Annotated in this window: 17 protein-coding genes; 7 read left to right on the top strand and 10 right to left on the bottom strand. The window is 48.1% G+C overall.

Translation table 11 applies throughout. From position 1 onward, the window contains the following. Positions 1–290 precede the first annotated feature (290 nt). The 3 genes from FBQ74_RS15645 to FBQ74_RS15635 all read left to right on the top strand — a co-directional run bounded on the left by FBQ74_RS15645 (position 291) and on the right by FBQ74_RS15635 (position 1,643). A complete protein-coding gene (locus FBQ74_RS15645) occupies positions 291–1,019 on the top strand; it encodes a TorF family putative porin (RefSeq protein WP_139757547.1) in 729 nt (242 codons plus the stop codon). Between the two features lie 194 nt (positions 1,020–1,213). Beyond that, complete coding sequence (locus FBQ74_RS15640; RefSeq protein WP_168190690.1) at positions 1,214–1,441, top strand: hypothetical protein; 228 nt, start codon at positions 1,214–1,216, stop codon at positions 1,439–1,441. Beyond that, complete coding sequence (locus FBQ74_RS15635; RefSeq protein ID WP_139757545.1) at positions 1,398–1,643, top strand: DUF2970 domain-containing protein; 246 nt, start codon at positions 1,398–1,400, stop codon at positions 1,641–1,643. The genes FBQ74_RS15640 and FBQ74_RS15635 overlap by 44 nt, the downstream gene beginning before the upstream one ends. Before the next feature lie 7 nt (positions 1,644–1,650). Here the strand turns inward: FBQ74_RS15635 and FBQ74_RS15630 are convergent, their stop codons facing one another. The 10 genes from FBQ74_RS15630 to pilM form a co-directional block, all read right to left on the bottom strand. Next, complete coding sequence (locus tag FBQ74_RS15630; RefSeq protein ID WP_139757544.1) at positions 1,651–2,493, bottom strand: Dam family site-specific DNA-(adenine-N6)-methyltransferase; 843 nt, start codon at positions 2,491–2,493, stop codon at positions 1,651–1,653. Positions 2,494–2,701: 208 nt separating this feature from the next. Next, positions 2,702–4,162, bottom strand: coding sequence for a sensor domain-containing diguanylate cyclase (locus tag FBQ74_RS15625; RefSeq protein WP_139757543.1), 1,461 nt, complete (start codon positions 4,160–4,162; stop codon positions 2,702–2,704). Positions 4,163–4,342: 180 nt separating this feature from the next. Beyond that, a complete protein-coding gene (locus tag FBQ74_RS15620) occupies positions 4,343–5,809 on the bottom strand; it encodes an SPOR domain-containing protein (protein ID WP_139757542.1) in 1,467 nt (488 codons plus the stop codon). Between the two features lie 90 nt (positions 5,810–5,899). Then, a complete protein-coding gene (gene aroB / locus FBQ74_RS15615; protein ID WP_139757541.1) occupies positions 5,900–6,970 on the bottom strand; it encodes a 3-dehydroquinate synthase in 1,071 nt (356 codons plus the stop codon). A 21-nt stretch (positions 6,971–6,991) separates the two neighbouring features. Next, the gene (gene aroK, locus FBQ74_RS15610) at positions 6,992–7,510 is read right to left on the bottom strand and encodes a shikimate kinase AroK (RefSeq protein WP_139757540.1); all 519 of its coding nucleotides are present in this window, start codon (positions 7,508–7,510) and stop codon (positions 6,992–6,994) included. 268 nt (positions 7,511–7,778) lie between these two features. Continuing rightward, positions 7,779–9,554: a type IV pilus secretin PilQ gene (locus tag FBQ74_RS15605; RefSeq protein ID WP_139757539.1), complete on the bottom strand. Its 1,776-nt coding sequence runs from the start codon at positions 9,552–9,554 to the stop codon at positions 7,779–7,781. Beyond that, complete coding sequence (locus tag FBQ74_RS15600) at positions 9,547–10,092, bottom strand: pilus assembly protein PilP (RefSeq protein ID WP_139757538.1); 546 nt, start codon at positions 10,090–10,092, stop codon at positions 9,547–9,549. The genes FBQ74_RS15605 and FBQ74_RS15600 overlap by 8 nt, the downstream gene beginning before the upstream one ends. Beyond that, positions 10,079–10,696 (bottom strand): type IV pilus inner membrane component PilO, encoded by a 618-nt coding sequence (locus FBQ74_RS15595; protein WP_139757537.1) that lies wholly within the window; start codon positions 10,694–10,696, stop codon positions 10,079–10,081. Before FBQ74_RS15595 ends, FBQ74_RS15600 begins: the two co-directional genes overlap by 14 nt. 2 nt (positions 10,697–10,698) lie before the next feature. Beyond that, positions 10,699–11,280, bottom strand: coding sequence for a PilN domain-containing protein (locus FBQ74_RS15590; protein ID WP_139757536.1), 582 nt, complete (start codon positions 11,278–11,280; stop codon positions 10,699–10,701). Further along, positions 11,268–12,332 (bottom strand): type IV pilus biogenesis protein PilM, encoded by a 1,065-nt coding sequence (gene pilM, locus FBQ74_RS15585; RefSeq protein ID WP_139757535.1) that lies wholly within the window; start codon positions 12,330–12,332, stop codon positions 11,268–11,270. Before pilM ends, FBQ74_RS15590 begins: the two co-directional genes overlap by 13 nt. 143 nt (positions 12,333–12,475) lie before the next feature. On the opposite strand from pilM, the gene FBQ74_RS15580 reads away from it, so the two are divergent. The 4 genes from FBQ74_RS15580 to yghU all read left to right on the top strand — a co-directional run bounded on the left by FBQ74_RS15580 (position 12,476) and on the right by yghU (position 19,355). Further along, entirely contained in the window at positions 12,476–15,142 is a 2,667-nt protein-coding gene (locus FBQ74_RS15580) for a penicillin-binding protein 1A (protein WP_139757534.1), read from the top strand. 62 nt (positions 15,143–15,204) lie between these two features. Beyond that, positions 15,205–16,896: an NAD-dependent malic enzyme gene (locus FBQ74_RS15575; RefSeq protein ID WP_139757533.1), complete on the top strand. Its 1,692-nt coding sequence runs from the start codon at positions 15,205–15,207 to the stop codon at positions 16,894–16,896. Positions 16,897–17,367: 471 nt separating this feature from the next. Continuing rightward, positions 17,368–18,360: a DUF4382 domain-containing protein gene (locus FBQ74_RS15570; RefSeq protein ID WP_139757532.1), complete on the top strand. Its 993-nt coding sequence runs from the start codon at positions 17,368–17,370 to the stop codon at positions 18,358–18,360. Positions 18,361–18,500: 140 nt separating this feature from the next. After that, a complete protein-coding gene (gene yghU / locus FBQ74_RS15565) occupies positions 18,501–19,355 on the top strand; it encodes a glutathione-dependent disulfide-bond oxidoreductase (protein ID WP_139757531.1) in 855 nt (284 codons plus the stop codon). The last annotated feature ends 30 nt before the right edge of the window (positions 19,356–19,385 follow it).

Genomic DNA, 19,385 nt, shown 5'->3' with positions numbered 1-19,385 from the left:
TTGGCACCACTTTCATCTGCCTTTTATATTTTGCGCATAAGTTGTGCAGTAGTGCATGGCTTGCTTTCTTATGGTGCATAAGCATCTTTGCATACAGGTTGTCGGGCGAGATAAATAGACAATTCAATAAAATATTTATTCATTTTAAACAACTAGTTATGCACTTTTTTCTACTTGTATTTCCATCTTTCTAACGCTCGGGCACCCGTTTTGCGTTGAGTCATGCCAACAATAAGAATTGACAGAAAAAACTTAATTATTATCGACTTATCGAAATTTGGAGAACACTCATGAGAAAGACATTGCTAGCACCTGTCGTTGCCAGTCTTATTGCAGCGGGTTTAGTTTCTGCCCCAAGCCATGCAGATGAACTGACGGCAAATGTCAGCGTGACCAATAACTATATATGGCGCGGGTTGACTCAGACAACCAACGAAGCTGCAGTACAGGGCGGTATTGACTATGCTCATGATAGTGGCTTCTATGCCGGTACCTGGGCGTCGAATGTTCAGTATGGCGCTGATGATGTGTACTCTTACGAACACGACCTTTACGCGGGTTTTGCAGGTGAGGCACAAGGCTTCAGCTATGATGTGGGTTATCTTTATTACAACTATGACGCTGAAGCAGAGTTTGATTTCGGCGAGATCTACGGCACAGTCGGCTACGATGCGCTGAGTCTGAGCCTCTATGTTTTAGCCAATACCGAAGCTGATGAAGCCCCGGGTCAGGACTTCGGATTTGGTAAAGCAACATATGTTTCTCTGGATTACGCAATGCCAATCATGAATGGCACCGAGTTAGGCTTGCATGTTGGTCACCATCAGGGCGACTTTGCTGAAGCGTTCAACGGGTTAACAGACAGCTATGTGGACTGGGCGGTATCATTATCTAAAGATGGATTTGGCTTTGCCATTACCGGTACAGATATGGATTCTGATGAGCCTGCCGCTGGTGGTGCTTATGACAACGACGAGATAAAATTTGTTGTTTCTTATGCGGTAGATTTCCAGCTTTAACGCACATGGTATGATGAAGCCGGTGTGCAGATAACCTGCGCATCGGCTTTTTTGTTTCCGAACAAAAGATCAGCTTGTTCATTTCTGCCAACGTATTATAATGAGGTTAAATTTTAATCTACGAGCCCACCATGTTTATCAGGGAAAAGGTAAAAACGCTGGCTGCTCTGGGAAGTGTTACAGCAGGTGTATGGATGTTAGCCTCTGTCAGTGCGCTGGATCAGGCAGAGCAATGCCATCAGAAAGTAACCTCAGGTGCAAACGCTGAGCACGTTGAGAGTGAGTGTGGTTCGCAAATCCAAATTAGCTGGCGAGCCTGGGCGTCCGGTAAGTCACTTTCGTTTCAATTCCACTTCTTCGATTTGCTGGAGCTTCTTTATGGCGGCGAATCAGATAGTCGTTTTTCTGGCCAGGGTAATTAATCAGTCGGACAAATCTCGTCCCCGCATCATCTCAGTCATTTTGAGCGTGTTGGCTAGTGCGTTTGGCGTGCAAAGTCAGCAAAACTATCAGCGGGATTTTTCCGAGAAGTCACCCCTTCCGTATATTATCACCGGCATTATCTTTACTGTGCTGTTGGTAGGCGGTCTGATGGGGCTGGTGCTGTTTATCACCAGCAACTAGTGTTCGGTTAAAGCGCGCGGGCCATATCCGGTGGCGAAAAATAAGCAAGTACTTCGGCTGCGGGCTTGCGCATTGCGCCTTTCTGGCTGATAGAACGTTTTACTGAAAGCATCGAGATTGACGCGCCCTGATACATTGTTCTGATGACGGGTAAATCATGGTTTGAGATAAGAACAGGTATGCCCCGTCGTGTTGATGTTTTATGTGCCAGTGATGCAAGTTTTGATTGTGCGTCCATACCAAACCCGCGGGTAGCGTAGCTTGTAAAAGCTGCTGTTTTACTGATGGGCGCGTAGGGCGGGTCGCAGTAAATCACATTTCCTTTGCGGGCCCGGGAAAACATTTTCTCAAATGGCAGGCAGGTAAAAGTCGCGCGTTGCGCTTTTTCGGCAAATCGGTACATTTCCTCAGCCGGGAAGTAAGGTTTTTTGTAGCGTCCAAACGGTACATTGAAGCGCCCCCCCAGACTATAGCGACACAACCCATTGTAACCGTGACGGTTCAGGTAGACGAAGAGCACCGCTCGATGATACTCGTCACTGGTACGATTAAACTCTTCGCGAAGAGCGTAGTAGGCATCTTCGCGATTATACGCGCCGGTGAAATAACGCTGAGTGTCGAAAACCAGCGCATCCGGCTGAGCCTTAAGCAAATTATAGAGGTTAATCAGATCAGGGTTAATATCATTAAGCAGATAGCGTTTGTAGTCGGTATTTAAAAACACCGATCCAGCACCAACAAAAGGCTCTATGAGTTTGTTAGCTTGCGGCAACTTCGCATTAATGTGCTCTACCAGACTGTACTTACCCCCGGCCCACTTCAAAAAGGCCCGGTTTTTCTTTTGCGTCATGCTGATTGATTAATACCTACACGCAGTCGAAGCTACAGGTGTGCTTCAATTCGATATGAACTGTTATTATTTGGCAGGTGTAGCGCTAAAAAGTCAGACGAAGCAGACCAACACAATACCCAGTTAAGTGATTGTATCCGGCATCATCGATCGCGACAACCGACAATATGAACTATCACGAAAATACCCGGTATTTGTGGTCGCTACGTTAACGTTTGTGTCCTGACTGTACAGTTCTTCCGCGCAGATAGTGCGTATTAGACGATACTTTTTTCTCAAGCTCATCGCGGCTGGCATGCCATGACTGAGATGGACGCTGTACACAATTTCGGCCTGCCTTTTTAGCACTATAGAGTGAGGCATCTGCAATACTGAGTAACTCTGTTGCGTCTTCTGCCTGGCTGGGTACAAGCGAAGCGATACCGAAGCTGGCTGTTACCGAAAGCATTTTTCCATCTTCCATTACAATGGGAGAGTAAGCGATAGTCTTGCGAATGTGCTCAGCCAAATCAAATGCGTCGTTTTCGCTGGTGTTTGGTAAAAGGATGGCAAATTCTTCACCGCCGTAGCGCGCCGCTAAATCGGTATGACGCAAGATATTGCGTTGCAAACACTTCGCGACATGTTTTAAACACAAGTCTCCGATAAGATGCCCATGCGTGTCGTTGAACTGTTTGAATTTATCAATATCCAGCAGAATCATGCTAATTGTCGTTCTGTCGCGCATCGCACGTTTGATCTCAGCTTTGAGACGTTCATCCAGCTCTCTGCGGTTTGCTAAGCCGGATAGCTCATCCATGGTCGCCATGCGCTTAAGCGTCTGGTTTTGTTTAACCACTTTATATTGCAGATGAATATTTTCAATCAGCAGGCTGACGACTACAGCAGCCGATGATACCAGACTTAGAACCCGCGCCGCGTACCAGCCATAGCTAAACCGGGCTCCGGCATAGATTGACAGTATTGCTTCACACAATGCTGCAAGCATTGCCAGCGATAGCCAGGCATAAATCTCATTTTCAAATTTACCTTTTACTACCACAACGGTGAGCGCCAGGGCGCAGCAAAACATCACCGCGGGGCCGTATATCAATGACAACGAATCCGAATAAGCCCGGCTTTCAGAAATCAGCGTCGGTAACTCAACCCAGGATAGTAATGTGCCAGATATGATGCCACCAATGATCAGTAGTTCCAGGCCGAAAAGTGCAATTGTCCAACGCCATACTTTGCGGGTTACTATAGGGTAGGAGCCATCGACCAGCATGCCGGCGGTAATGATAATGGGAAAGCCCAGGTGCCAGGCAATCCAAAGCCAGGCCGCATCGCCGGTAGAGGCTGTAATTAAGGAAAATGTTTCCAGGTTATCGGTCAGGAGCCCGACCTGAAAAGGCGCTAGCAATGCAACCCAGAGGTAGGCCATAGACAAAATGGCGAATGTCAGCATTCCCGTGCGACGAAAGTGGGCGTAAAGTAAAATAGCTGAGATAGCTTCCAGAATAAAAACGGCAGTGCCATAAGCGCCAAGAAAACCAATTGATTGCGCACCCGGTTGTTGCGCTTTAATCAACGCCCACGCTGACCCACCAAGCACGGTCACTGCCAGCAAAATTAAAATGCCGTATTGCATCTTTCCGGGACGGGTTATTAACTGAGAATATTTTTGCATGAGGTTATTTGTCTGAATCGGGACATTCCTGAATCTTCCCAAACAATGCTGCGAACATCTGTGGGGTTACCGGGTTAATGAGATAGTACTTATACATTAGGCTAATGCGGATTGATCATGTCTGCTGAAAATCAAACCGTTCAAAGAAGCAAGTTTTTGTAAATCAAGTGAAAGGAGTAGTCAGGTGTTATTCTTTATTTCCACAAGTACCTGATCAGCGGCCTTTACAAAGGCATTGCTCTTACCAGGATATTGCGGCAACAGAGACATTGCCTGGCGGGCTTCAGTGACCGACCCGAAAGGCTGTTTAAACAGGAGTACATACCAGGGGCCACCGTATCGCCGGGTTTGGTATATCCAGACTTTGTCCTGAAGCTGATGATCATTGATGAAATCGCGCAGCAAGGGTTCATCTTTGAGCCCGGCCAGTTGGATAACATAATCCTGCGGGGTCAGAAGTGATAAAAGTAACTGGTTATCCAGGGTCTCGGGCTCCTGGGATTCGGTTTGCGGCGTTGTTGTTGCTACGCTATTTTCGCGGGCCAGCTTAATCATTGATGCGGCAAACTCTGCATCAATCTGAGGCACTGGCGCTTTGTCTGGCGCAGCATCCGGTTTCTCTTTCTCTATAGCATCATCAGTAGTGGCTGATGGCGCTTCGGTGCGCGCCGCGCGTTTTTTGTTCATATCCTCCACCGCACTTTGCCAGTCAGTGATTCTGGGTTGTGCGGTAGCAACATCATCACTGGAATCTCTTTGCGGATCGGGCTGTGACGTTTTAACTTCTGGTGCAGTGGTTTCTGGAGCCGCCGCTGTTGCTGCTGTGTCTTGTGTTGATTTATCGATTGCAGTTGGCGGGGGAGTCTCGACTAAGTCGCGGTAAGCACTTCCCGGAGGCGGCAGCGATGGCTGTTCGCGTGCAGTTTCGTTTTGTATTGGGGAAAATAAAGCTTCCAGCTCGCTGGAATACTGCCACGCAACCAGCGCAGTAAAGCTTAGTAAAAAAAGCAAAATGGCGATGCCCCAGAACCAGGGGGATTTTAGCCTGTTGTGGGTAACAGTTTGCTGAGCGGCACTACGCTCATCCAGTCTGGCCTGAAATGCTTGACGGCGCTGACTGATAAGCTGGTCTAGCTCTGAACCGACCTGTTGCGCCATGACAGACTGGCTGGATATGAGCAAAGGCGTATTGGTGTTTTTTGCAGGTAGCCACTGCTTTGCCTTTTCCGCCCAGTCAGATTGGCCAAACAACAGTACGTTCAGGTGCTGTTTGTTACTGGCAAACCGGCTTTGCAAAACTAAGTCCCAAAGCTCCTGAAGTAATGCATCAGGCATATGTTCAGCTTGCGTAATTGTGATCAGTACCGGCCCCTGGTGCTGGTTCAAACCCGCCATGAGTTCGTTAAGCGGGCGAACATAGCTACCTACCTGCTGACCCAGTAACTGCTGGCAAAGTTGTCTTCGGTAGTCATGTAGCTCAAGGTTCGGTTTGGCTGTCAGGTAGGCAATGTCTGTGTCATCGTTTTGATTGAAAACAAAGGCATCAAGGGTCTTTTGCTGCTGCGCAACAGAGTCTCCACTGACAAAAATCAGTTGAGAGGAATAGGTAACCAGATACTCCAGTCGTTCATGCAGCGGTGATTGCACGCGCGCTCCCTAAAGACTTGCCCATCAATAACTGCCAGATTTTCACAGCCTGTACTCGCACTCAGTAAATAGCGATATTACTGATTATGATCAACGGCCCAGTATGTCTGTCAGCATTTGCTCAGTGACCTGTTGCGTCACTACTGCCTTTCCGATAGTTGTAGGAATGACAAAGCGAAGCTGTCCGGCTTCTACTTTTTTATCTCTACGCATATGTGGCAGATACGCATCAATTGTCATTGAATCGGGCCCGTTTACCGGCAATGAAAACGCACTGATTAACTGCTTAACACGCGCAGTTTGCGCGGTGTTTAGCCAGTCCAGTTTCTCAGCCGCCTGACAGGCCATTACCATTCCAGCTGCAACAGCCTCGCCGTGGAGCCAGTTACCATATCCCTGCTCCGCTTCGATAGCATGGCCAAACGTATGCCCCAGGTTCAAAATGGCACGTAATCCGCCTTCACGCTCATCCTGGGCGACAACCTCTGCTTTAATCGCACAACAGCGGTAGATAACATCAATTAGCGCTTTTTCATCTAATGCTTGGAGGGCTGACACTGTTTGCTCAAGATGTGAGAAAAAGTCAGCATCATAAATAATGCCGTATTTGATCACCTCAGCCATACCTGCGGCGAACTCCCTTGAAGGCAGGCTTTGCAGTGTGTTGACATCTATCGCAACCAGTACCGGCTGGTAAAATGCGCCAATCATATTTTTACCCAACGGGTGATTGACGGCGGTTTTTCCCCCTACCGATGAGTCTACCTGTGATAACAGGGTAGTGGGTACCTGAATGAAAGGCACGCCACGCTGATAAGTACTGGCGACAAAGCCACATAAGTCACCAACTACACCGCCACCTAATGCTATAAGGGTCGTATCGCGAGCGGCATTAAGCTCAAGCAAACGGGTCATTATGCGTTCATACTGCGCAAGTGACTTATACTGCTCACCATCGGGGATAATAATGGTTTCGACTTGCTTATTGCCACAGGCAGCGATGACATCATTCAGATATAACGGCGCTACGGTTTCGTTAGTCACGATAACCGCCATTGGCCCTTTTATATAAGGCATAAAAAAGCCAGCCTGCGTAAGTAGACCGGCTTTTATCTCAATGGGATAACTACGCTCGTTTAAATCCACTGTTAACGTCGACATGAGCGCAACTCCTGATGTTAATTAAAACAAATCAATTTTACTGACAATCTGGTTAGCTACTGCACGAGCAGACTGGTCATCGGTATCGATAACATAATCCGCGACTTCTTCATAAAGCGGATTGCGCACTTCGGCTAACTCGCGAAGTACAGTCTCAGGCTCGCCATGCTGAAGTAGCGGTCTGCGTTTATCACGCTGAGTACGGGCAACCTGTTTATCAATAGTGGTCTGCAGATATACAACGATACCCCGTGCAGAAAGACGGTTACGAACGTCTTTATTCATCACTGAACCGCCACCGGTTGCCAGCACAATACCTTGCTTGTCGGTAAGATCGTAAATGACGTTTTCTTCGCGCTTGCGAAAGCCATCTTCACCCTCTAAATCAAAAATCCACGCAATGTCAGCGCCAGTGCGGCGTTCGATTTCCTGATCTGAGTCAAAAAATTCAAGGTGAAGTTCGTCTGCCAGATGTCTGCCAATGGTACTTTTGCCAGCACCCATTGGGCCAACCAAAAAGATATTACGTTTTTCAGCCATATTTGCTTATATCACAACTTTCATTATGTTAAGGGCGGCGCGTCTCTTACCTTCTCAGCCTACCCATTTACGCGTGCTCAAAATCTCGATTTATAAGCACCACTCTAGAACCTCGCTTAATTTTCGAGAGCGGGATTATCTCAGTTTCATCTGTCCTGATGCAAGTTTTGTTGTTGTTTTAATCGGCAGGCTTGAAAAACAGCGGGTTAGAGAACGTTTATTCACAAAAAAAGGCGTCTTGCGACGCCTTTTTCATCATTATCGCGTTTTAAAGCGTCTCTGTCACAATTTTAGGCGTCACAAAGATGAGTAGTTCACGTTTCTGATAAATCTCAGAGCTTTTCTTAAACAGATTGCCTACGACCGGCAGGTCGCCGAATAACGGCACTTTCGAGATATCATCAGTATTAAGTTGCTGGAAAATACCCCCTAGTACGACAGTTTCGCCATTTTCCACCAGAACCTGGGTTTTTATTTCCTGTGTATCTATGGCTACCGCAGGGCCCGTAGAGGTCGAAACGGTTTCGCCACGCGTATCCTGAGTGACCACAAGGTCCAGAATGACCCGGTTATCAGGCGTAATATGAGGAGTCACTTTTAAGCTTAATACGGCTTTCTTGAACTCGACAGACGTGGCACCCGATGACGTTGCCTGTACGTAGGGTATTTCAGTACCCTGCTCGATGTATGCTTCACGTTGGTTAGCTACCGTGATGCGCGGGCTGGCAATGATTTCACCTTTGTTTTCAGACTCCAGTGCAGACAGCTCAAGGTCCAGAATCGTACCATCTACCAGGCTGGCAACCTGAAATCCGATGCGCCCGGCACCTGCAGCAGCAACTGGCAAATTAACATTCAGGCGATTATCAATACTGGGCAGAACACCACCGGCAGCAGTGTCAGCACCTTCAAGCGAGCCGGACACGGCGGCATCAGAGCCTCGGTCTGTGATTCCCCAGCGAACACCCAGCTCTTCACCCACATTGTCACGCACCGTTACCATGCGTGACTCAATGAGTACCTGCTTCACCGGAATATCCAGCGCATTTACGGTAGCCCGTGCCTGATCAATAGACTCCTGAGTGTCTCTGACCAGCAAGGTATTAGTACGCTCATCAACACTGACCGAGCCACGTTCACTTAAAATGCCACCTTGTTCAGATTTAAGGATAGCCGCCATTTCCTGTGCTTTTGCATAGTTAACGGTGATATTTGCAGTTTGCATCGGCGCCAGTTCTTTGACCTGTTGCTCAGACTGAAGCTGTTGTGTCTCGCGAGCCGCCAGCTCTTCAGACGGTGCGACCAGTAAGATGTTACCGTCAAGACGCTTATCCAGACCTTTGATACGTAAAATCATATCAAGCGCCTGATCCCATGGCACGCCGGAAAGCTGAATGGTGACATTGCCGGTTACGGTGTCGGTAGTAACCAGGTTAAAGTCATTAACCTGTGCAATAATCTGCAGAACCTGACGCACAGGAACATCCTGAAAATCCAGCGAGATAGGTTTACCGGTATACTTTGATTTCTCGTTTAACGCTTCCTGCTCTTCTTCGCTCATCGGTTCAATTTCGATGCGCAGCCCTTCATCGGTCATGGTGTGGCGGGCAAATACCGGGTCAACATAGTCAATCACTAAGCGCGCTGACTCTTCATCCTGAAAGCTTTCTATATGGGTAACCGCAGTGCCAAACTGCGTGACATCCAGTTCAACAAACTGCTCCTCTGCCAGCGCTACACCAGGCAATGTAACAGTAAGCTGTCCCTGAGATTCAACCAATTGCGGGCTGACATTGTCGTTCTCAAAAGATACCAGTGTAACGGCCGTATTATTTTTAGCGCGGGTAAAATCGATGTTGGTCAGAATATTGTTAAAACCCGCTTCGTTTTCTTCATACGGATCAAGTAAAACGGGCTGTTCCTGCGCACCGGCCAGCGGCATGCCGTTCATCACGAAGAAAAACGCCATCAGACCTGTGAATAGCATCCACTTTCTGCGATGCGTACTGTTTAACCGTTTATTAAAAATATATCGCTCAGACATTATTATTCTCTCCTGCTGTCGAGTTCAGCGACAACGTGGTTTCTTCCCTTTGCCAACATCCCGCACCGTCGGGAAGCAACTGTTCTATTTTTACAGACTGGCGGTTAATAGACTTTATCGTGCCGTAAAATAAGCCGATTCGACTGCCCCGGGTACCTTTTAACAACGATCCATCCGCTGTTTTGAATAATACCCATTCAGTCCCTTTACTTTTAAAGCTGCCAGTATATGCCAGCGCATCGAGCCCGTACTGTTCTAACGACTCTTTGCGACGATCATAATCTGGCTGCAGACAATTTGACTGCGTTTTGGCAACCAGTGGCTCACTTCTGTCAACGGGTCGCTTGAATGGGCTTCTACGATCGGTTGAGTCATACTGAAACGCTGGTTGCGATGAAAACTCCGGATAAGGTTCGATATACACCTGAGTGTTTTGCTTCACCTTATTGGTATATGCCGTTAAATCATCCATTTGGGGCGCACATGCAGATAGCAGGCCAATACAAAGTGTCGGAAAAATGACGTTACTCAGCTTCATTTTCTGTCTCCTGAACACCGGTAAGTGCGGTACGGTAGGTTTTTGCCTGCAAACGCAGTTGCAGCCGTTCATCTTGTTGCTCAAGACGGAAATTATGCAGTGTTACGATACGCGGTAGGTCAGCCACTTTTGAGGCAAACTGGCCAAAGCTGTGATAATCGCCGCTGACTTCCATCTCAATAGGAAGCTCAGTGTAGAATTCTTTTGGAATTTCCTGCTGCCAGTTCAATACTTTAAACGTCAAGCCTGATGAGGTGCCGACATAAGTAACATCGTCCAGCAAACCCGGCGTTTCGTTGCTGGTGGGCAGCGAACGTAGCATTGATGAGAAATCCTGTTTTATTTTTGCCAACTGCTCTTCGTAAGCATCAAGGTTAACCGCAATCCGGTATTTTGCCTCGAACTGCATTTTAAGTTCGGCTTCTTTTTTCTGAGCAGCTTCCAGCACGGGCAGTTTTGGCTTAACCACAAACCAGTAACTGATACCCGCTATAATGATTGCCACAAATACGGCAACGACAATTTTTACTTCCCTGGGCCAGATAGCAACCTGTTCGAAATCCAGGTCGTTCAGCTCTTTTAGTTTATTTACATCAAACTTCATGGCTAACTCTTCTTGGCGGTAGTATCAGCAGGAACAGGCGCAACGTCCGGGCTGATCTGAAAGGTTAAGGTAAAGCCACTTACCGCATCGGCTGCGGAAGTATCGGCAACAATTGACGATAAATCACCGTGAGAAAACACCTCTGAATTTTCAATGCGACGCATAAAATCTGACAGCCGGTTATTTGACTCACTGATGCCTTCAATAGTGATGCTGTTTCCTGAGCGTTGCATTGTTTTAAAAGACACGCCCGGCGGCACAATTTGCGCAAGTTCATGGAATACCCGCGGAGCGACGTTTCTGCTTACCTGCAGCTGGCCGATCAGGGCCATCCGCTGTTCAATGGCAGACTTTTTATCTTTGATTTTCTGAATTTGCGAAATTTGCGCATCCAGCTTGGCAATTTCCTGCGTCAGAAACGTGTTACGTGCATTCTGATGCTGTGTTTGCTGTTCTATCGTCTGACCGGCTACCCAGAAAATCAGTCCAATGGTAAGCGCTACCAAAGCCAGGAAGCCTAAATAATTCTTTTTTTGTAACTGGCGCTGCTGTTCACGCCAGGGAAGCAGGTTTACATGTGCCATGTGTCGAAACTCCGGCTGGCCAACCCTGCCGCGATTGCTAGCTGCGGGGTGACACTTTTAAGACGTTGAGGGTCAATCTTTTCGCTAATCTGCATCCCTGCAAACGGGTCGAAAACTTCTATTTCCAGCCCGAGGTCCTGTTGTAGCGCATCTGTCAGCGCAGTCAGTGTGGCACCGCCACCTGACAACAATAATTTTTGGGGGCGCTCAGTATGCGACGTGCTCATGTACATCTGTAAAGCGCGGTTGATTTGCTGTACCAGGTTAGCGGTAAAAATAGGTAAGGTTTCTTCCTGCCAGTTACCGGTCAGCGTTTTGTCCAACAGCTGACGTTCGGCCTCTTCTTTGTCCATCATCTGAATGACAGAGATGTCCTGTACTAACATGCCCATGCCAAAGCTGTGCTCTTTGGCATAAATAACGTTGCCATTTTGCCAGACACACATTTGTAAAAGCGTGGCACCGATATTCATGCAACACACGCGTTCGTCTTCTTCGGAAGGGTAGAAATGTGTCAGGGCATTACCTAGTGCATAACCTTCGATGTCCACCACCTTTGGTTCAAACGGAACTTCACGTACCAGGGTGATGCGATTGTCTACCATGTCTTTGTGTGCCGCTGACAGCAGTACATTGACTTTACCAGCGTGGCTTTGGCTGGGGCCGAGTTCTTCAAAGTCGAGGTAAACTTCATCCAGGGGATAAGGAATCAGGCTGTCAGCTTCGATCTCTATCTGGCCTTCTAATTCGAGGTCACTTTGATCGGGCTCCATCTGTACCACTTTTGTGATAACTGAGCTGCCAGAAACGGCGATAGCCACCTGTTTGCCTTTAACCTTTAATGCCTTCTGCACTTTTTTCAGTGCCAGGCCAACCGCATCAAAATCACGAATTTCACGTTCATGGAATGCTTCTTTGTTGATTAGCTCGCAGGCAAAACCGGCCAGTTTGTACTGGTCGCCGGATTTTTCAATTAGTACCGCTTTAATTTGACGAGTGCCTATATCAAGGCCCACAATAGACGGCATCTTTTTCCTAAACAACGATTTCATGGTAGTAACCGGTGATCCAAAGTTTGGGGTCTGCTTTAATTTAGAATCTTACGCACTTTTTTTGAATATTTTGGTTCTCATAAAAGCACGTACGTATAGAATATTAATCAATTGGGCATTTTGGCCTTGGTAATGAAGTCTCCGTGAAGTTTCTAAAATCCCTGTTAATTCTTATCTTTATCGGTGCGATCGTCGGCTCAGCCGCTCTGATCGGTATCTATTTTTATATCAAACCAGACTTGCCCAGCGTCACTGTCCTGAAGGATGTTAGGCTGCAAACGCCCATGCGAATCTACACGCAGGACGGCAAATTAATCTCTCAGTATGGTGTTAAACGGCGGATCCCGGTAAAACTTGAGGACGTTCCGCAGCAAATGATCGATGCGGTGCTAGCGACGGAGGACAGCCGCTTTTATCAACATGCCGGCATCGATCCTATCGGGATCGGACGCGCTGCGTTAAATCTGCTGATAACGGGCGAGAAGCAACAGGGTGCAAGTACACTGACCATGCAGCTGGCCCGTGGATTCTTCCTGACTCGGGAAAAAACGTACATTCGCAAAATAAAAGAAATCTTCATTGCCTGGCATATGGAGCAGCTTTTATCCAAAGAAGAGATCCTTGAGTTATATCTGAATAAAGTTGAGCTTGGTCACCGGGCGTTTGGTGTAGGTGCTGCTGCGCAGGTTTATTACGGTAAGCCGTTGCAGGATCTCAGTCTGGCGCAAATTGCGACTATTGCCGGCTTGCCCAAAGCACCTTCAGTGCTCAATCCGATTAGTCGTCCTGACCGTGCGGTTGAACGTCGCAGAGTGGTCTTACTTCGCATGCTCGATGAGCAACTTATTACCCGCCAGCAGTTTGACCAGGCGGTTAATGAAGGGGTAACCGCCAAAAAGCACGGTGCAGAAATTGAAATCAGCGCCCCATACCTTGCCGATCTTATTTATAGTGAAATGGTTGAGATTTACGGTAAGGAAGAAGCAGAGACCGGCGGTTATCAGGTTTATGCCACAGCGCCTTCCGATATTCAGCAGGCAGCACAGGATGCTGTGGTCAGAAATCTTCACGATTACGATGAAAGGCACGGCTATCGCGGGCCGTTAGATTATCTTTGGAATCGCCCGGAAGACGGTGAGGCGCCGGATACTCAGGCCGTGGAACCTGACGAGCCGCAACAAGATGCTGTTAACGCAAACACAGATGATTCGCCTGCAGAAATGTCCCGTGAAGACTGGGACAATCAGAAGATGCTCAGTGCGCTGAATAAAGTTGATCGTATTGCACCTTTAGTGCCTGCCGTTGTTATGACAGTGGACGAGCAATCTGTTGACGTGCTGGATGCAGATGCAAACACCCGAACCCTAAGCTGGGAAAATATCGACTGGGCCCGGCCGTATATTACGGATTCGCGTCAGGGGGAAGAGCCGGAAACAGCGGCTGATATTCTGCGCGAAGGTGCTGTGATTTACATTCGTAAACAGGAAGGCGAATGGCGGTTAGCGCAGATGCCTACGGTAAGTGGCGCATTGGTCGCGCTGAACCCGAAAAACGGTGCAGTGCAGGCGGTTGTGGGTGGTTATAGCTTTTATCAAAGTCAGTTCAACCGGGCAACGCAGGCTAAACGCCAGGTAGGGTCAAACATCAAGCCGTTTGTTTATTCTGCGGCACTCAATAATGGTTATACCACAGCGTCAATTATTAACGATGCGCCAATCAACCAGTGGAATCAGGCGACGGGCGTTGCCTGGCGTCCCAAGAATTCACCACCGGAATACGACGGTCCTATTCGCATGCGTATGGCGCTGGGTAAGTCTAAAAACGTGGTCTCAGTACGCTTGCTGCGTGGGGTTGGGCTGGACAATACCGCCACCTATCTTGAGCGCTTTGGCTTTCAGCGTGAAGATATTCCCCGTGATGAGACGCTGGCATTAGGCTCCGGCTCACATACACCGTTGGAAGTAGCCAGAGGCATCGCCACCATTGCTAACGGCGGATATCTGGTTAAGCCGCACTTCATTGACAGAGTGCTGGATGAGCAAAATACGGTTTTATGGCAGGCAGAACCTGTCTGGGCCTGTGACGAATGTGACGAGCCTGATGTGAGGTCGGTAGAGCAGGATGTTGAACAACAGTTAGCGATGGCGCTGGATGTTAGTCAGCCCACTTCTGAAATGGAAGCGCCTAAACGCTCTGCACCGCGGGTCATTAGTGCGCAAAACGCGTTTTTGGTTGCCGATATGATGCGTACCGGTGTGCAGGCAAACGGTAACTGGAATAAGAAAACGTACTGGATGGGGACCGGCTGGCGCGCGAAGAACCTGTTGCAACGGGACGATTTGGCCGGTAAAACCGGTACCACCAACGATTCCAGAGACGCGTGGTTCTCGGGATTTCAAAAAGATATGGTGGTCACTGCCTGGGTGGGCTTTGATGACATGAACCGTAATCTGGGGCGTGCCACACGCAATCAGAATCTTATCAATCGCAATCCTGAGCGGTTTAACTGGATTGGTAATGCTATGATTGGTAGTGAGAGTGGCTCCCATGCCGCGCAGCCAGCCTGGATCCGGTTTATGAAGGAAGTCCTTGAAGGAAAGCCGGAAGAAGCGTTACCGGTACCTGAAAATATTGTCCGTGTTCGCATTGATCGTACCAGTGGAAAGTTGACCCGGCGGACTGACCATACGACACTATTCGAGTATTTCGAAAAAGGAACCGAGCCGACATCCTATGTAAGGGATGATGACGTGGTCGATCCTGCACAAGAAGATACGAAAAACGCGCCTGAGCCAGAAGAAATATTTTAATTCACTTTTGTACCTGAGCTGGCTCAGATGAGTTGTTGCCTGAACTAACATTCGGAAAGAAAATGTCACAAGACGATAACCGATATCTTTATATTCCCCATTCCGGGCCTTCATTGCTAGAAACTCCGCTGCTGAATAAAGGCAGTTCATTTACCGCCAGAGAGCGCGCGTCCTTTAACCTTACCGGGCTGTTGCCACCTCGCTTCGAGACGATCGAAGAGCAGGTTGAGCGTGCTTATATGCAGTACAATACGTTTGACGATCCGCTTAACAAACATATCTATCTGCGCGCTATCCAGGATAATAACGAAACCTTATTTTATCGCCTTGTACAGCGTCATATCGATGAAATGATGCCAATCATTTACACACCTACCGTAGGTGATGCCTGTGAACAGTTTTCTGATATCTACCGCTCTTCACGGGGCTTATTTGTATCGTGGGAAGAACGTCACCAGCTGGATGATATTGTTCGCAACGCCACCAAACGCAAAGTAAAGGTCATTGTCGTTACCGACGGAGAGCGAATTCTTGGTCTGGGTGACCAGGGCATCGGCGGTATGGGGATACCCATTGGTAAACTATCGCTTTATACCGCCTGTGGCGGAATCAGCCCGGCTTATACCCTACCGGTGATGCTGGATGTGGGTACTAATAACGAGAAGCTGCTCAATGATCCCATGTATATGGGCGCGCGTCATCCTCGTATTGGTCAGCAGGATTATGATGAGTTCGTGGATATGTTCATCAAAGCCGTTAAGCGGCGCTGGCCTGACGTCATGATTCAGTTTGAGGATTTTGCACAACCAAACGCCATGCCTCTGCTGAATCGCTACCGTGATGAAATTTGTTGCTTTAATGATGATATCCAGGGCACGGCAGCTGTGACATTGGGGACCATCCTGGCAGCATGCCGGATGAAAGAACAAAAATTATCAGATTTGAATGTTGTATTCGTCGGTGCAGGTTCGGCAGGCTGTGGTATCGCTGAAATGCTGATTCAGCAGATGCGGCACGAAGGCTTGTCAGATGAACAGGCCAGACGCCAGGTCTTCATGGTTGACCGTTACGGGTTGGTGACAGAAGGCATGGAAAACCTGCGCGACTTCCAGGCGAAACTTGCTGCGCCCATGGCACAAATTGAAGACTGGACGTTCTCAGGCGAGTACGCGTCGCTACTTGATGTGGTTAACTGTGCAAAACCTGATGTACTTATCGGGGTATCCGGCCAGCCCGGACTATTCACTGAACAGGTAGTCAGAGCGATGAAGCTTAACTGCGAGCTGCCTATTATCTTCCCGCTGAGTAACCCTTCCCGTCAGGTAGAAGCCCGCCCTGAGCAAGTTATAGAGTGGACTGATGGCGAAGTGGTTATTGCAACAGGAAGTCCGTTCAGACCTGTTGAGTACAAAGGCAAAACCTACCCGATTGCGCAGTGTAACAATAGTTATATCTTCCCTGGCATCGGGCTTGGAGTGATTGCCAGCAAAGCTCGTCTTATCAGTGATGAAATGCTGATGGCTGCCAGTAATGCGCTTGCTTCTGCATCACCGATGGCGAACACCGGCACAGGAGAGCTTTTACCTCCGCTGACACAAATTGCCGATTTAAGCCGCCAAATCGCGTACGCGGTTGCCAGAGTGGCAATGGAACAGGATTTAGCCCTCGAGATGACTGAAGAAGCACTAATGTCCAGCATCGAACGTAATTTCTGGCGTCCTGAATATCGTCCTTACAAACGGGTGAGCATTTAAGCCCGACTACATAATACCGGCGCGGCCTGAATTAGTTGGTGAGCACCCGCTTACATTTCAGGCCGCTTCTTGTTTAATACACTCTTTTTAATAACGTCTGTATCTGGCTACAATGTCAGGTTTTACGCTTATTTTCTGATAGTATTTATTTACCGCCTTGTATCTTGCGGCAATAGCACGATATAGAAACGCTCCATAGAGGCATCAAAAATTAATGCTTGTTACCACCGGTAAATCTGAGTATTTTTTATCCGGATTTTCACAAATTTTTTTCTCTCCCCATGAAGTGTTGCTGGTCTGCAACGTTTAAAAACGCGAAGGCAAATCGCACTTCACAAAAAAACTCCTAACTTATTGTTTAATAGCGTCTATTAGTCTTTGGCACAGATATCGCTATCTCTTCAGCATATTCGCTATCTACTTGTCGTGTATCTATAGGTAGCTGTTTTGAACTGACATGAGGAAATTGATTTGCTGTATCCATTACCAGTTCGGTCTGCAACTGCATCACGTTTTAAAAAAGGGCTGCTTACTCTGGCCTGCCTGTCTTCGGTCACGCTGTTAAGCGCATGTGGAGGAGGCGGTGGCAGTGATGACTCTGGCGCTGTTGATAACGATGCTTCAACCTCTGAAGAAACCTTCATCACAAACTTTACCCTGAACGTATCTGACGCTCCCGTTGATAACGCGTCTGAGGTTGTTGTGTATTTCAGTGAAGTTGAGCTGGTGGGTGATGGCGAACCCGTCGTGATTGATGTTACGGACCCATCTGGTAGCCCACGCATGTTCGATTTGCTGGAGCTTCAGGGTGAAAAATTTGCGAATCTGGTGGATGAGGTAGAGATCCCTTCTGGTGAATACAGTCAGTTGCGATTAGTTATTGATGAAGATTCGTTTGTTGTAATGGACGATGGAACCTATCCGCTGGAAGTACCCAGCCAAAAACTGAAACTCGATGGCTTTGAGGCGCAACCCGAAACCAGTCAGATTTTCACCGTAGAGTTTGACCTGCGAAAGAGTCTGGTTAACCCCCAGGGGCAGGACGCGGTATTCCTTAAACCAAGAGGTGTGCGTCTGGTCAGCAATGATGCGGTAGGTACACTGAGTGGCAGCGTACCTATGTCACTGATAACTGATGAAGCATGTTCAGTGAAGGCTGATGCGGATAGCGGCAACGCGGTTTATCTCTATGAAGGCAGTGAACTGGATCCGACTCTGTTGGGTGATGATGCTGACGCAGAATCTGATGAGATACGTCCGTTATCGGTAGCCAATGTTGTTTACGATGAAACAGCAGATACATATGACTTCGAGATTGGCTATGTGCCAGCAGGCGACTATACCGTCGCATTTAGTTGTCTGGCCTATCAGGACGAGCCGGAGACAGATGAAAACTTCGAATTTCAGGCGGTTGAAGAGACACAGGTAAGTGTGGGTGAAACCACAGAAGTGACCTTCAACTAGCCAGCCAGTTTGCGGGCAACGGAAGGCTCGCCTTTTATTCGATAAAGGCAGGTGCACAAGCATCTGCCTTTTTTATGTGACAACCAAACACCATTCTTTTGCGTATCCAGCTCAACAGTTTGCAAATATCAGGAGCAATCATGAGCAAAGAAAAAGAGACCTATACACCGCCAAAAGTCTGGAAGTGGGAAAAGGAAGACGGCAGTCAGTTTTCCAAAACCAATCGGCCGACGTCCGGCCCAACTCATGAACAGGCTTTGCCTGTCGGCGACCACGATTTGCAGCTTTATTCAATGGCCACCCCAAATGGTCAAAAAGTCACTATCATGCTTGAAGAGTTACTCGCAGCCGGTGAGAAAAAAGCGAATTATGACGCCTGGCCTGTTTCTATCGGTGACGGCGATCAGTTCTCTACCGGCTTTGTAAACGTTAATCCAAACTCAAAAATTCCCGCGATGATGGATCATAGCCAGAACCCACCTATTCGCCTGTTTGAATCGGGCTCTATCCTTCAGTATCTGGCTGAAAAATTTGAACGCTTTGTGCCTGAGGACCCTATTGCTCGCACCGAATGTAACAACTGGCTGTTCTGGCAAGTTGGCTCAGCACCTTATCTAGGTGGCGGTTTCGGTCACTTTTACGCCTACGCTCCCTACAGTATGAAGTACCCGATTGACCGTTTCACGATGGAGACCAAGCGTCAGCTGGACGTACTGGATAAGCATCTGTCATTTAACGAGTATATGGCCGGGGATGAATACTCTATCGCTGATATGGCGATCTGGCCGTGGTATGGAAATCTGGTTCTGGGTAAATTATACGATGCAGCAAAGTTTCTACAGGTAGAGGATTATAAACATCTGATGCGCTGGGCAAAGCAAGTCGCGGATCGAAAAGCGGTGCAGCGCGGCATCATTGTAAATCGTTTCTGGGGTGATGACGCCCAACTGAAAGAGCGACACAAAGCCAGCGATATCGATAAAGCGATGAAGTAGACACATCAGGGGCAACGCTGCTTGCCCCTG

This window comes from Salinimonas iocasae, from assembly GCF_006228385.1.
Taxonomy (GTDB): Bacteria; Pseudomonadota; Gammaproteobacteria; order Enterobacterales; family Alteromonadaceae; genus Alteromonas; species Alteromonas iocasae.
The sequence above is the reverse complement of the archived record's forward strand: the minus strand, read 5'-3'. Positions and strand labels throughout refer to the sequence as shown.

Bases quoted from the DNA above. Each gene is read 5' to 3' on its own strand.
- FBQ74_RS15640 (WP_168190690.1), top strand. From the start codon at position 1,214: ATGTTAGCCTCTGTCAGTGCGCTGGATCAGGCAGAGCAATGCCATCAG.
- FBQ74_RS15645 (WP_139757547.1), top strand. From the start codon at position 291: ATGAGAAAGACATTGCTAGCACCTGTCGTTGCCAGTCTTATTGCAGCG.
- aroK (WP_139757540.1), bottom strand. From the start codon at position 7,510: ATGGCTGAAAAACGTAATATCTTTTTGGTTGGCCCAATGGGTGCTGGC.
- yghU (WP_139757531.1), top strand. From the start codon at position 18,501: ATGAGCAAAGAAAAAGAGACCTATACACCGCCAAAAGTCTGGAAGTGG.
- FBQ74_RS15605 (WP_139757539.1), bottom strand. From the start codon at position 9,554: ATGTCTGAGCGATATATTTTTAATAAACGGTTAAACAGTACGCATCGC.
- FBQ74_RS15630 (WP_139757544.1), bottom strand. From the start codon at position 2,493: ATGACGCAAAAGAAAAACCGGGCCTTTTTGAAGTGGGCCGGGGGTAAG.
- FBQ74_RS15625 (WP_139757543.1), bottom strand. From the start codon at position 4,162: ATGCAAAAATATTCTCAGTTAATAACCCGTCCCGGAAAGATGCAATAC.
- FBQ74_RS15635 (WP_139757545.1), top strand. From the start codon at position 1,398: ATGGCGGCGAATCAGATAGTCGTTTTTCTGGCCAGGGTAATTAATCAG.
- aroB (WP_139757541.1), bottom strand. From the start codon at position 6,970: ATGTCGACGTTAACAGTGGATTTAAACGAGCGTAGTTATCCCATTGAG.
- FBQ74_RS15595 (WP_139757537.1), bottom strand. From the start codon at position 10,696: ATGAAGTTTGATGTAAATAAACTAAAAGAGCTGAACGACCTGGATTTC.
- FBQ74_RS15600 (WP_139757538.1), bottom strand. From the start codon at position 10,092: ATGAAGCTGAGTAACGTCATTTTTCCGACACTTTGTATTGGCCTGCTA.
- FBQ74_RS15590 (WP_139757536.1), bottom strand. From the start codon at position 11,280: ATGGCACATGTAAACCTGCTTCCCTGGCGTGAACAGCAGCGCCAGTTA.
- FBQ74_RS15575 (WP_139757533.1), top strand. From the start codon at position 15,205: ATGTCACAAGACGATAACCGATATCTTTATATTCCCCATTCCGGGCCT.
- pilM (WP_139757535.1), bottom strand. From the start codon at position 12,332: ATGAAATCGTTGTTTAGGAAAAAGATGCCGTCTATTGTGGGCCTTGAT.